The following is a 12712-nucleotide window of genomic DNA, read 5'->3' as shown; positions in this document are numbered from 1 at the left end:
GTAGGCTTTGGCGAATGCCTTATCGTTACAAAAGGCAGGTATTACGGTTTTTCCCTGATACCGTCAAAGCCGGGCTGATCAAGCCAATAAAGGTGGCACCGCGGGTTCCCCGTCCTTTACATGGATTGGGAACCCTTTTTGCGTTCCGTTAAAAAATTCCATAAAAGAAAATCGCTGAGTAAGAAGAGTATGCAAATGGCAAGCGTTCCAGAGAGCCGGCGCGGGTGGGAGTCCGGCACGAACTGCCTTTGCAGAATGGGCTTACGAGAGGTTTCCTGAACGGTGCAGTAGGGAAATACGGCTTCCCCCGTTACAGGGATAGGGTATAAAGAGTGGCTTGCTCCGTACCCGAATGAGCGGAAAGGTTTTAAATCCTTTCAAGAGAGGTGGCACCGCGTTGGAAAACGTCCTCTGTCCTGCAGCATCTAGCTGCGGGCAGAGGACGTTTTTTATTTAGCCGGGACCCGGGATCTGTGATCGGAACCCGCCTGTTAAGCGAAGGATATACAGCCGGTGCAGAGGTGAAGAGCCGGAGCGCGAAAGACGGCCTGCTAGTTACCATTTCAATAAAAAAGGAGAGCGGACGGATGCAATACAAAATGGTTAAGCTAAACGGTGATGTGTTAACGCCGGTCATGATTTTTACGAGGCTGAGAGGAAAATGCAAGTTTTTGTTCGAAAGTTCGCTGCCAAATGACAGCAACGGCCGGTTTTCTTTTATCGGGGCTGATCCGGTAAAAGCGTTCATCGGGCGGGACGATGAGCTGGAAGTGATTGACCGGATGACGGGGCGGCGCGAAATAAAAAAAGGAAAGCCGCTCGATCTTGTCAAAGATCTGTTGCCGCGTCTTGGCATTCAGCTTCCTTTTCCGTTTTACGGCGGGGCGGTCGGCTATATCGGCTATGACGCCATCCGCCAGTATGAAGAGATCGGCTATGTGCCGGAAGATGAAACAGGAATTCCGGATCTGCATTTGATGCTGTACCAAAACATAGCTGTTTACGACCATAAAAGCCAGACCGTCTACCTTGTTTCAACCGGGGAAGACGGAGAAGCAATAGAAAAAAATCTTGCGGCAATGGAAAAAGCGATTCGCCAGCAGACGAGCGCAGAACCATTTGTCGACTATGGCCCGGTTGATTTTGCCCCGGCCATTCAAAAGCAGGCATTTATGAAGATGGTCGAAACCGCAAAACAGCATATCGAAAACGGGGACATTTTCCAGGTTGTCCTGTCACAGCGCATGAAAGGGACGCTCTCACACGACCCGTTCTATTTTTATCGGAAGTTAAGGAAAGCGAACCCGTCCCCGTATATGTTTTATCTCGACTTCGGCGGCTATGTCGTCCTCGGGGCATCGCCGGAAAGCCTGATCAAAACGAAGGGGCGTGTGGTATATACGAACCCGATTGCGGGAACGTGCCCGCGCGCCAATGCCTTAGAAGAAGATGAGCGCCTTGAAAACGAGCTTTTACACGATGAAAAAGAACTTGCCGAACATAAAATGCTCGTTGATTTGAGCCGGAACGACCTCGGCCGGGTGTGCGAGCCCGGAAGCATCCGGGTGCAAAAATATATGGAAGTCGAGCGGTTCCAGCATGTGATGCACATCGTTTCGGAAGTACGAGGAAAATTGCGGGACGGTTTTAGCGGAATTGACGCGCTCATCTCCTGTCTCCCGGCCGGCACGGTATCAGGTGCGCCGAAAATCCGCGCGATGCAAATCATCAACAGTCTGGAAAGCTTGAAGCGCGGCATGTACGCGGGAGCGGTCGGCTATATCAACCTGAACGGCGACATTGACTTTGCGCTCGCCATCCGCTCGCTCCTGATTAAAGACAACACCGCTTATTTGCAGTCGGGCGCGGGCATTGTGTACGATTCCGATCCGGAAAAAGAGTATGAAGAAACGCTCAACAAGGCGAGATCGATTCTGGAGGTACAGACGCATGATTTTATTGCTCGATAACTATGATTCGTTCACTTACAACTTGTACCAGTATTTATGCGAACTTGGGGAGGAAGTAAGGGTGTTCCGCAATGACCGGATCACCATAGATGAAATCAGAAGGCTCAAGCCGGAAGCGATTGTACTGTCACCGGGGCCCGGCGTGCCGGAAGATGCCGGCATTTCCATTGAAACTGTCAAAACATTTTACCGGCAAATCCCGCTGCTCGGCGTCTGTCTCGGCCATCAGGCAATTGCCGCAGCTTTCGGGGCAGGGATCACAAAAGCAAAAGAAATCAAACATGGCAAAACTTCCCTTGTACGCCATGGCGGGAAAGGAATTTTCAGCGGGCAGCCGGATCCGGTCGAAGTGATGCGCTACCACTCGCTTGTCATGGACCGGACAAAGATCCCGGAAGTTCTGGAAGTGGTTGCCGAGTCTCTTGATGACGGCGAAATCATGGCCATTCAACATCAATCCGCCCCGTGTTTCGGCGTCCAGTTTCATCCCGAGTCGATCGGGACGGAAACCGGTAAACAGATGCTTGAAAACTTTTTACGCGAAATCAGAAAGGATGAGAAAGTTGAAACCGTATCTTGAAAAAATTTTGGCACAAGAAGGGCTGACGGTTGAAGAAATGCGGGAAGCCTCTCGCGCACTGTTTTCTGATGAAGTGACAGAAGGGGAGATGGGCGCATTTTTAGCCGCCTTGAAATGTAAAGGCGAAACGGCGGAAGAAATTGCCGGGCTGGTCGAAGTGATCCGTGAAAAAGCCGTGCCGGTTCCATGCAACGTTCCAGGGCTTATGGACAACTGCGGGACGGGCGGGGACGGCAGCCACAGTTTTAACATCAGCTCGACCTCCGCGTTTGTGCTGGCGGCAAGCGGCGTGAAAGTTGCCAAACATGGCAATCGCAGCGTCTCAAGCCAGACCGGGAGCGCCGATGTCCTAGAGAAGCTCGGGATTTCCTTGTCTTTCCCGGCGGAAGAAATTGAAGGCTTGCTGAGAGAAATCGGCATCGTCTTCCTGTTTGCCCCGAATGTCCATCCGGCCCTCGGAAAAATGATGAAAATCCGGAAAGATTTGCGGATTCCGACGATTTTTAACCTGATCGGCCCGCTCACAAACCCGATGAACCTGGAAACACAACTGCTCGGGCTGTACCGACGCGATATGCTCAGGACAATGGCAGAAGTACTCGGCCGCCTTGGCAGAAAACGCGCGCTCGTTGTCAATGGCGCCGGCTATCTTGATGAAGCATCTTTATCGGGGGAAAACCATTTTGCGCTGCTCGACGGCGGGAAAATTACCACGTTTACGCTGACGCCGGAACAAGTCGGTTTGCCGTATTACCCGCTTGAAGCGATCCGCGGCGGCGATGCGCAAAAAAACAGCGATATTTTGCTGTCAGTATTAAAGGGGGAAAAAGGTGCTTATCGTGATACGGTGCTCTTCAATGCCGGGCTTGCGCTCTTTGCTGCAGGGCGGGCAGAGACGGTAAAAGAAGGGATCCAAATTGCGGAGCAGGCAATCCGTTCGGGCGCAGCACTTGAAAAACTGCACGCACTCATTGAAGCGAGCCGGAAACTCACGCAAGAAGCGATTTGAATGGCAATTTCCGAAACATTTTTACCCGGAAAAGAAACGAGAAGAGCAATTTCAGGGTGTGAACTGCACGCACTTATTGAAATAAGCCTGAAACTCACACAGGAGGCGATTTGAATGGCGTTTTTGGAAAAGATTTTAGCCGAAAAAGAGAAAGAAGTGGCCCGTATAAAAGGTGCTGGAAAGGCTTTTGCCACAAATGTGCGCAAAGCCCCGTCCCTTTATGAAACTTTTATGCAGTCTGAAAAAACAAGCATTATTGCGGAAATCAAGCGGGCCTCCCCGTCAAAAGGGGATATCCGGACGGCCGTGGATCCAATCCGGCAGGCGCTTGCCTACGAAAAAGCAGGCGCCGGCGCCATTTCCGTTTTAACGGACGAAATCTTTTTTAAAGGATCGGTGGAAGATTTGAAAGCCGTAAGCGATGCAGTCCGGCTTCCGGTTCTCTGTAAAGATTTTATCATCGACGAAATCCAGATCGACCGGGCAAAAGCATATGGTGCAAGCGTAATTCTCCTGATCGCAGCGGCTCTTTCCCCCGAAAGGCTCCGCCAGCTGTACGATTATGCCCGGGGCGCCGGCCTTGAAGTGCTGCTTGAAGTGCACAATGAAGCGGAACTGGAAACCGCTGTTAAAACTGGGGCCCGGATCATCGGCATCAACAACCGCAATTTAAAGACGTTTGAAGTTGATCTCGGCGTTGCCGAAAAGCTTGCGCCAAAAATCTCAAATCCGGATGTACTGGTGATCAGTGAAAGTGGCATCCGCACCCGGAAAGATGTCGTTCGCGCTGAACATGCCGGGGCAAAAGGGATTTTAGTCGGAGAAACGCTTATGCGCACAAACGACCCGCAAACGGCAATGAAAAAGCTGGCCGGTGTCCCGGAAAAAAGGAAGGTAAAGATTTGCGGCATTCGCACGCTTGAAGCGGCCCGGGCGGCTGTCTGCGCGGGGGCGGACATGATCGGCTTTGTCTTTGCCGAAAGCAAACGGAAGATTACACCAGAAAAGGCGGCACAGATTGCAAAAGCGTTGCCGGAACATGTCGAAAAAGTGGGCGTATTCGTTAATGAATCTCCCGAAAAAATGGCGGAAATTGCAGAGCGGGTCGGGCTCGATTACCTGCAGCTGCACGGCGATGAAACAGCAGAGGACGCCGCGCAAATGCCTTATCCGGTGATCAAGGCTTTCCCGGTAAGGACAGATGCTGATCTCGAAGCGATACACCATTATCGGTGCGATCTGGTGCTTTTGGACAGTGCCGGCGGCAAATACCGCGGCGGTAACGGAAAGGCGTTTGACTGGGAACTGGCAAAGGCGCTATCGGATGAGCGGGCGGTAGTGCTTGCCGGCGGGCTCACACCGGAAAATGCCGAAGCCGCGATCCTTGCTGTCCGGCCGCATATCGTCGACGTTTCAAGCGGGGTGGAAACAAACGGGGAAAAAGACCCGGATAAAATCAAAGCCTTTGTGCAAGCAGCAAGAAAAGCATTTCAAAAATTAGAGGAGCGTGACAATGATGCAAACATACAAACTGCCTGATACAAACGGCCGTTTCGGGACTTTCGGGGGGAGATTCGTGCCGGAAACCCTGATGCCGGCTGTAAACGAACTCGAACAGGCTTATCATGAAGCCATGAACGACTCGGCTTTTCATAGAGAATTGGAGAAACTGCTAAAGCAGTATGTCGGCCGTGAAACCCCGCTTTATTTTGCAGAAAACTTAACAAAGCTTGGCGGCGGCCCGAAAATTTTCCTGAAACGCGAAGATTTGAATCATACCGGCGCGCATAAAATCAACAACACAGTCGGCCAGGCACTGCTAACGCTTAGAATGGGAAAAAAGAAAGTCGTTGCTGAAACGGGCGCCGGCCAGCACGGGGTGGCAACAGCAACCGTGTGCGCATTGCTCGGGCTTGAATGCATGATTTTTATGGGGGAAGAAGACATCCGCCGGCAAAAGCTCAATGTATTCAGAATGGAATTGCTCGGCGCAAAGGTCGAAAGTGTGGCGCAGGGCAGCGGCACATTGAAGGATGCGGTTAACGAGGCACTCCGCTACTGGGTTGCCCATGTGGAAGACACGCACTATATTATGGGGTCAGCAGTCGGCCCTCATCCGTTTCCGCAAATTGTCCGCGATTTCCAAAGTGTGATTGGAAAAGAAACGAAAAAACAGATTACAGAACAGACAGGCAGACTTCCCGATGCAGTTGTCGCCTGTGTCGGCGGCGGCAGCAATTCGATCGGCATGTTTTATCCGTTTGTGGAAGATAAGGCCGTAAAATTGTTCGGTGTGGAAGCGGGCGGTGCCGGCCTTGGAACCGGAAAGCACGCGGCGTCTTTAAGTGACGGCAAACTCGGCGTGCTTCATGGCATGAAAACGTATTTGCTGCAAAATGATGACGGGCAAATCCAGGAAGCTTATTCGGTATCGGCCGGGCTTGATTATCCGGGAGTCGGGCCGGAACACAGTTATTTAAAAGAAACGGGCCGGGTTACGTATACGTCTGTGAACGACGATGAAGCATTAGATGCATTTCGCCTGCTTTCGAGAACAGAAGGCATTATCCCGGCACTCGAAAGCGCACATGCCATCAGTTTTGCGCTGAAAGTGGCAAAAACAATGGGGAAAGACGAAACGATCGCCGTTTGCCTGTCAGGGCGCGGGGACAAAGATGTAGAAGCGGCCAGCCATTTGCTTGGAGGGAAAAACAATGGGTAAAATTCCGGAACTGGAAAACGTATATGCCACCGATTTTGCGCCGAGACCGGCAAAAACGTTTACCGTTTGCCTGTCAGGGCGCGGGGACAAAGATAGATAAGCGGCCAGCCGCTTGTTTGGAGGAGAAAACAATGGGTAAACAAAAATTGGAAGCACAGTTTGAATCGGTTCTTGCACGCGGTGATCAAGCATTTGTCCCTTATATTATGGCGGGGGACGGCGGAATGGAAGAGACGGAAAAAAGGCTTGCATTTTTAGAAGCTTGCGGGGCAACGGCAATTGAACTTGGTATCCCGTTTTCCGACCCGGTCGCGGACGGCCCGGTCATCCAGGCGGCTGGACTCCGCGCTTTTAAAGCAGGCACAACCATGAAAAAAGTGCTGGGCCATTTAAAAACCCATCCGAGGCAAGTTCCGGTTATTCTCATGACGTATTTTAACCCGGTTTTTGCCTTTGGTCTGGAAAAATTTGCAGCAGACTGCGCGGATGCCGGTGTTGACGGGCTGATTATTCCGGATTTGCCAATCGAGGAAGAAGAGGTAATTGCCGGAGAACTGGCAAAATGCGGCCTGGCGCTCATCCGGCTGGCTGCGATTACAAGCCCGAAAGACCGGCTTAAGAAAATCGCCTCCCGCTCTGAAGGGTTTCTGTATGCTGTTACGGTCACCGGCACAACCGGCACCCGCACAAGTTTTCACGACAATATCGAGGATTACCTGGCTTTCTTATCAAGCATCAGCCGGGTACCTGTTCTCGCCGGCTTTGGCGTTTCCAGCCCGGGGCAAGTCCGCCGTTTAACCCGCTACTGCAGCGGCGTTGTGGCCGGGAGCAAAATCATCGAGCTCTTCCAGCGCGGGGAAACGGAAAAAATCCGTGCGCTTGTGGAAAGCGCAAAGCAACAAGCAGCACCAAACCAGCTGTAAAAATGCCTGGACGCACGCGCCGAACCGGTTGCGCACACAGGCGTCCATGCTGCAACCGGGTTTCCCACAGGTTTATACACATCCCGGGCAGGTAAAGAAAAGGGATTTTGCTGGTTATCCACAATATCCACATTTTATACACGAAAAATGTGCACAAATTTATGCACATCCAATCGTATTGGCAATAAAGGCATTGAAAGGTTTATGCACATCATCCACAAAAAACGGGGGCCTCATGGAAAGGCCGCCCGTTTTTATGTTACCGCCTGTTTTTCGCTCTTTTTTCCGCAGCCTCGGAACGGGCCTGTGCTTCCAAGTCTTCCCCGTCTGCGAGTTCCCTCGAATATTCAATGTCTTTCCCGTCTATTTTCATGTTCTTCGGTACTTGCGGCAATGTTGCTTTATTTTTATCGCGTGTTTTATGCTGATGCCCGCGGCCCATTTAAAAAACCCCTTTCAAGCAGTTTGCGGTTGCCTCCGCAAAACTACTTTTTGCGTAAAAGGTTTTTCTTAAACAGGTAATTATTTGCGCCCTCTGTCCGTGTATCCTCCGGCCCGGTCGGCTTTTTTAAATTCGTGCTGGTAAGTCACTTCCTGCATGCTTCTTAATGTGCTTTTCGTCTGAACTTTTTTATCTTTCGGCATTCGCAAAACCTCCTTTTTTGGATTATTGTTCCCGGTAATACCGCTTTCTACACTTTCAATGGTAAAATAGACAAGGGAGGGTTGCGTGTGCCGGTCATTACAAAAATCTCGGTTCAAAAAAACAATAAAGAACGTTACAATATTTTTCTTGACGGCCAGTACCGGTTCAGTGTTGATGAAGAAGTGCTGGCACGGTACCAGCTTTTAAAGGGGAAAGAATTGGATGAGCTTGATATTGAAGCAATCCTTGCCGAGGATGATATCCGGAAAGGCGTCAATACCGCCATCCATTTTCTTTCCTACCGGATGCGGTCGGAAAAAGAAGTGCGTGATGATTTGATAAAAAAGGAATTTGCGCCGGAAGTCATCCGGAGTGTCATATTAAAGCTTTATGAAATGCAGTATCTTGATGATGCGGAATTTGCCGCAAGTTTCGTGCGGACACAAATGAATACAACCCATAAAGGGCCTGTTGTCATTGAAAGGGAACTTCAGCAAAAAGGCATTCCACCGGAGCTGATCGAAAGGGCGCTTGAAATTTTTGATGCTGATCAGCAAGTGGAACACGCCCTTGTCCTGGCAGAAAAGCTTTCCAGGCAGCATGCCCGGTTGTCGGAGAAGCTTTTAAAACAAAAAGTGAAGCAGGGGCTTACAGTAAAAGGCTATCCGCCTGAAGTGATTTCCGCTGCGATGGCGGCGCTTCATGTTGAAAAGGATGAAGAAGCAGAGTGGGAAGCCCTTCTTCAGCATGCGGAAAAAGCAAAGCGCAAATACGGAAAGTTTTCGGGATCCGCCTACAGGCAAAAAATGAAGCAGTTTTTATACCGGAAAGGGTTCCCGGTTGATTTAATAGACCGCTACTTGCGGGAAGAGGGGGATGGAGATGGAAAAAAGATACAGTGAAATGAGCGAGTATGAGTTAAAGCAGGAGATTGCACAATTGACGGAAAAAGCGCGCAAGGCCGAACAACTTGGTATTGTGAATGAGTTTGCCGTGCTCGAGCGGAAAATTGCGATGGCAAAGTCGTATTTGCTGGACCCGGCTTCTTTTCAAAAAGGGGAAATTTATGAAATTGAAGGAGACCCCGGCGCCTATTTTAAAATTGATTATATCGACGGCGTCTTTGCCTGGGGTTACCGGGTCAGCGGCGGCAAACCGATCGAAGCCCTCCCGATTTCGATGCTGAAACTGGTGGATTGAAAGCTTATTGGGCGTCTTTGCCGCCGGCTGGGAGGTCGTTTACAGGGTTAAAAGGGGGCGCGTTGCCGGGCGAAATGGTTTTAAAGGATTTAAGGGCCAACAGCGCGCTTGTCGCGGGAATGTCTTTTTACAGAGGTGCAAAAAGACGAAAGTGTGCTCACCCCCTTTTGTCTTTCATCCCGGTTATGAAAGACATTTTGAAACGAAGCCTATCCTTTGATGTCCTTCACCTTTTCGCTTTTCACCTGTTCCCGGAAGGCTTTCCAAATTTTTTGATGGGGCACAGGAAATGCAAACGTTTCAATCTCCCTTGGAGGCACACATTTTAATTCATCCGTTTCCTGCACCTGGTTTAATATTCTCCCGCGGTACACCCGAATATCCCAAATTAAATGGGTAAAAACATGGCGTATTTCCGTAAAATGTTCGGTTTCAAGCGCTGCTTCAATTTTAAAAATTTCTCCAAGATAGTCCTTCAGCACCTGTCTTGCCGGCAAAACGGCACTTTCTTCCACTTGAACAAATTCCCACATATTTGCAAGCAGCCCTTTATCCGGACGCTTATGGATCAAAATGCGCCCGTCTTCATCTTGCAAAACGGCTGCCTGAAGCCGGATCTGTTTCTGCTTTTTCCCTTTTGATTTCACAGGCAGCTCATCAATGGTTCCCTCTGCAAACGCCCGGCAATGCTCCCGGACCGGGCAAAGTAGGCATGACGGCGATTTCGGCGTGCAAACGAGCGCCCCGAGTTCCATTAAAGCCTGATTAAAAAAAGACGGATTCTCCCGGGAAATCAGCTTGCGGACGGCTTCTTCAAAAACCTTTCTTGCAGAAGGCTTTGCAATGTCTTCCCATATTGATAAAATTCTTGCCAGCACCCGCATCACATTGCCGTCCACAGCCGGTTCCGGCAAGCCGTATGCAATGCTCAAAATCGCTCCGGCCGTATATGGCCCTACGCCTTTTAGCTTTGAAACTTCTTCCGGCGTGTCCGGAACCATGCCGCCGTAATGTTCCTTCACTTCTTTTACAGCAGCGTGCAAATTCCGGACGCGCGAATAGTAGCCGAGCCCTTCCCACGCTTTTAGCACTTCGTTTTCACCGGCATCCGCCAGCGCTTCAAGTGTCGGAAATTTTTCCATAAAGCGCCGGAAATAGGGGATGACAGTGTCCACCCTTGTCTGTTGCAGCATGATTTCCGATACCCAAATTTTATACGGGTCGCGGTCCTCCCGCCACGGAAGTTTCCGCTGTTCCCTCTCAAACCAGGAGATCAGATCCTCTTGAAAAGATTGTATATCAAAGTCGTCGATTGGCAAATTTTTCAATGTTTAACTCCCCCAAATGATTGCTATAACATTTATGAACGGGAAAAATACAATTAGGAAATCCTGAATGGCCGCTTTTGTCTATTGCAATTCTTTTTAATTTACCATATGATGAAGGCATATGAAAGAAATAAGCGCTTTAACAAGGAGCCAGAACCATTTTTAGGAGGAATAAGATTGGATACAGGAACCCATGTTGTTATGGGATTTGCACTTGGAGGTTTGGCAACGTTGGACCCTGTGGTCGCACAAGATGCGGTTCATTTTCACAGCGTTCTCATTGCCACGGTTTTAGGTTCACAGGCACCAGACATCGATACTTTGCTTAAATTTAAAAATAATGCGGTTTATATTCGCAACCACCGCGGCATTACACATTCTGTTCCCGCCGTCTTGCTGTGGCCGCTTGCCATTACAGCTGTGCTCAGCATCTTTTTCCCTGGAACGGATGCGCTTCATTTATGGCTTTGGTCTTTTTTGGCTGTTTTTCTGCATGTGTTCGTCGATATCTTTAATGCGTACGGGACACAGGCATTGCGGCCGTTCTCATATAAATGGGTCGCGCTCGGCGTGATCAATACATTTGACCCTTTCATTTTCACCATCCATGTGATCGGCATTGCCGCCTGGTTGTTCGGGGCGCAGCCGGGGCCGACTTTTCTGGCCATGTACATCTTCATATTTTTATATTATATCGCCAGATTCGCGGCACGTCACGATGTAAAAAAAGCCGTGCTGGCCAGGATTCCGGATGCGGAAAGAATCATTATTTCCCCGACTGTCCGTTTTCACCAATGGAAGATTGCCGTAAGAACGAAAGATGCCTACTATGTTGCATCCGCATTTAAGTCGGCGGTCACCATTCTGGACAAATTCAAACGGCTTCCGGTACCGGAAAATGAAATTATTGAAGCGGCAAAGCAGGATAAAAATTTGTCAGCTTTCTTAAGCTTTTCCCCTGTCTATAACTGGCAGATCAAAGAGCTTGATAACGGCTGGGAAGTCCGCTTTACTGACCTCCGCTACCGGAAAAACGGGCATTATCCGTTTGTTGCTGTTGTGAAATTGAATGAAGATCTGGAAATAACCGGTTCTTATACCGGCTGGATTTTTAATAAAGAAAAGCTGAAGAAAAAACTTGATGTTGTACCAAGATAAGGCGCGGGTTTTCCGTCTGAAAACGCGCAAAATAACCGGTGCGGGGGCCATTCCCCACCGGTTATTTTGTTAAGGAGGGCGTTAACATGCGGAATAAAGAAAAAGGGTTCCCGTACCATCATGACAATGTATATGAAGGCAAGCCGCGGGCAAAAGCTGAATATGCTTCGAAACGCGCGGACGGCACAACCAACACGCACCCGCAAGAACGCATGCACGCATCCGGCCGCCGCGGAGAGTCTTGACAGAAAGGGGCTGCCGGGATTGTACCGGCAGCCTCTGCTTTTTCAAAACAATAGCGTTGTAAATGGCATTTCGCCCGGGGACCGCACTCCTTTTGGCCACTGGCTGCAAGTTTTTTACTAAGGATAAAAGCCAAAATGGCACGTGCTTGGATTTATTTTTATGCAATAACTAAAAACATGTTATTAAATTCACTATTAAAAAAATTCTTGACAGGAAAAATCTCGTAGACTATAATTTTTATCGAAAGCACTTACACTGTAAAAAAACCGCATAAGTCGATAATCCAAAATGTTACTCAAACCCCACAGTAATGCAGATAATATCACTCAATTCATTTCCCAAAAAAAGAGACCTGAATCCGTGACGAAATTTTCTCTCAATGTCAAATGGTTTCCTTAAATTGGAAGGCATTTGTTTGAATGAATGTTTGTTTTTTTACATATACTATTAGGAGGATAAGAGGACAAGAAAGGGGATGATGGTTAATTGAAAGATGTAAAACTTGTAATCTTTGATATGGATGGGCTGCTGTTTGATACGGAGCGGCTTTACTATTCGGCAATGAAGCAGGTATAGGTACCATGGTTAATCAAATAAGTGATCAAATGATTAATTATTCCGATGATCAAACAAACGAGAAAACGATTAAAAAAGCTAAAATAAGTATACCAGTTTGGGGAAATTGGTGTGGACCTGGTTATGGCAGTGGTAAACCTAAAGATGTACTAGATGCTGGTTGTAAAGCACATGACAAATGTTATGGTGACAGACATTATTTCAGCTGCGCTTGTGATAAAGCTCTTGTTAATTATATAGATAAGCACTTTAGTAAAATGAAGCTTAAAGAAAAGGCTGCTGCTGTTGCAATAAAAACCTATTTCAAAAATACTCTTTGTGTTCCTATTTAGTGAAAGGTAAACGTATAAGCAA

General features: G+C 48.9%; 14 protein-coding genes and 2 other annotated features (1 of these 16 only partly in view). Of the genes, 11 read left to right on the top strand and 3 right to left on the bottom strand.

All coding sequences use genetic code 11. The annotated features are described in order from the left end of the window. Positions 1-120 (top strand) — a binding site (T-box leader); it begins 123 nt to the left of the window's first position. A gap of 45 nt (positions 121-165) precedes the next feature. Beyond that, positions 166-415 (top strand) — a binding site (T-box leader). Positions 416-587: 172 nt separating this feature from the next. The 6 genes from trpE to trpA all read left to right on the top strand — a co-directional run bounded on the left by trpE (position 588) and on the right by trpA (position 7204). After that, positions 588-1970 carry an anthranilate synthase component I gene (gene trpE, locus NSU00_RS12280; RefSeq protein ID WP_340702893.1) on the top strand — a complete coding sequence of 461 codons (1383 nt, stop codon included), beginning with the start codon at positions 588-590 and terminating at the stop codon, positions 1968-1970. Continuing rightward, a complete protein-coding gene (locus NSU00_RS12275) occupies positions 1951-2550 on the top strand; it encodes an anthranilate synthase component II (protein WP_340702892.1) in 600 nt (199 codons plus the stop codon). Before trpE ends, NSU00_RS12275 begins: the two co-directional genes overlap by 20 nt. Next, the gene (trpD, locus tag NSU00_RS12270) at positions 2534-3559 is read left to right on the top strand and encodes an anthranilate phosphoribosyltransferase (protein WP_340703724.1); all 1026 of its coding nucleotides are present in this window, start codon (positions 2534-2536) and stop codon (positions 3557-3559) included. Before NSU00_RS12275 ends, trpD begins: the two co-directional genes overlap by 17 nt. Before the next feature lie 114 nt (positions 3560-3673). Further along, positions 3674-5098, top strand: a complete 1425-nt coding sequence (gene trpCF / locus NSU00_RS12265) for a bifunctional indole-3-glycerol-phosphate synthase TrpC/phosphoribosylanthranilate isomerase TrpF (RefSeq protein ID WP_340703723.1) — start codon at positions 3674-3676, stop codon at positions 5096-5098. Next, the gene (gene trpB, locus NSU00_RS12260) at positions 5076-6281 is read left to right on the top strand and encodes a tryptophan synthase subunit beta (protein ID WP_340703186.1); all 1206 of its coding nucleotides are present in this window, start codon (positions 5076-5078) and stop codon (positions 6279-6281) included. Before trpCF ends, trpB begins: the two co-directional genes overlap by 23 nt. Before the next feature lie 131 nt (positions 6282-6412). Continuing rightward, entirely contained in the window at positions 6413-7204 is a 792-nt protein-coding gene (trpA, locus tag NSU00_RS12255; RefSeq protein WP_340702889.1) for a tryptophan synthase subunit alpha, read from the top strand. Between the two features lie 259 nt (positions 7205-7463). On the opposite strand, the gene NSU00_RS12250 is transcribed toward trpA, so the two are convergent. Further along, the gene (locus NSU00_RS12250) at positions 7464-7646 is read right to left on the bottom strand and encodes a YfhD family protein (protein WP_061566697.1); all 183 of its coding nucleotides are present in this window, start codon (positions 7644-7646) and stop codon (positions 7464-7466) included. An 80-nt stretch (positions 7647-7726) separates the two neighbouring features. Then, positions 7727-7849 carry a YfhE family protein gene (locus tag NSU00_RS12245; protein WP_073193833.1) on the bottom strand — a complete coding sequence of 41 codons (123 nt, stop codon included), beginning with the start codon at positions 7847-7849 and terminating at the stop codon, positions 7727-7729. 87 nt (positions 7850-7936) lie between these two features. On the opposite strand from NSU00_RS12245, the gene recX reads away from it, so the two are divergent. Both recX and NSU00_RS12235 read left to right on the top strand, forming a co-directional pair. After that, positions 7937-8752 (top strand): recombination regulator RecX, encoded by an 816-nt coding sequence (recX, locus tag NSU00_RS12240; protein WP_340702888.1) that lies wholly within the window; start codon positions 7937-7939, stop codon positions 8750-8752. Then, positions 8733-9050, top strand: a complete 318-nt coding sequence (locus tag NSU00_RS12235; RefSeq protein WP_013860285.1) for a YfhH family protein — start codon at positions 8733-8735, stop codon at positions 9048-9050. Before recX ends, NSU00_RS12235 begins: the two co-directional genes overlap by 20 nt. Before the next feature lie 209 nt (positions 9051-9259). On the opposite strand, the gene mutY is transcribed toward NSU00_RS12235, so the two are convergent. Then, positions 9260-10378, bottom strand: coding sequence for an A/G-specific adenine glycosylase (gene mutY / locus NSU00_RS12230; RefSeq protein ID WP_328014284.1), 1119 nt, complete (start codon positions 10376-10378; stop codon positions 9260-9262). 177 nt (positions 10379-10555) lie between these two features. Here mutY and NSU00_RS12225 point away from each other — a divergent pair, with 177 nt between their 5' ends. The 3 genes from NSU00_RS12225 to NSU00_RS12215 all read left to right on the top strand — a co-directional run bounded on the left by NSU00_RS12225 (position 10556) and on the right by NSU00_RS12215 (position 12690). Next, positions 10556-11536, top strand: a complete 981-nt coding sequence (locus NSU00_RS12225; protein WP_328014283.1) for a metal-dependent hydrolase — start codon at positions 10556-10558, stop codon at positions 11534-11536. 86 nt (positions 11537-11622) lie between these two features. Next, on the top strand, positions 11623-11781 hold the full coding sequence (locus NSU00_RS12220; RefSeq protein WP_014097362.1) for a small, acid-soluble spore protein K: 159 nt from the start codon (positions 11623-11625) through the stop codon (positions 11779-11781). A 582-nt stretch (positions 11782-12363) separates the two neighbouring features. Then, entirely contained in the window at positions 12364-12690 is a 327-nt protein-coding gene (locus NSU00_RS12215) for a phospholipase A2 family protein (protein ID WP_328014282.1), read from the top strand. The last annotated feature ends 22 nt before the right edge of the window (positions 12691-12712 follow it).

Source organism: Weizmannia sp. FSL W8-0401, from assembly GCF_038009125.1.
Classification (GTDB): Bacteria; Bacillota; Bacilli; order Bacillales; family Bacillaceae_C; genus Weizmannia; species Weizmannia coagulans.
The sequence above is the reverse complement of the archived record's forward strand: the minus strand, read 5'-3'. Positions and strand labels throughout refer to the sequence as shown.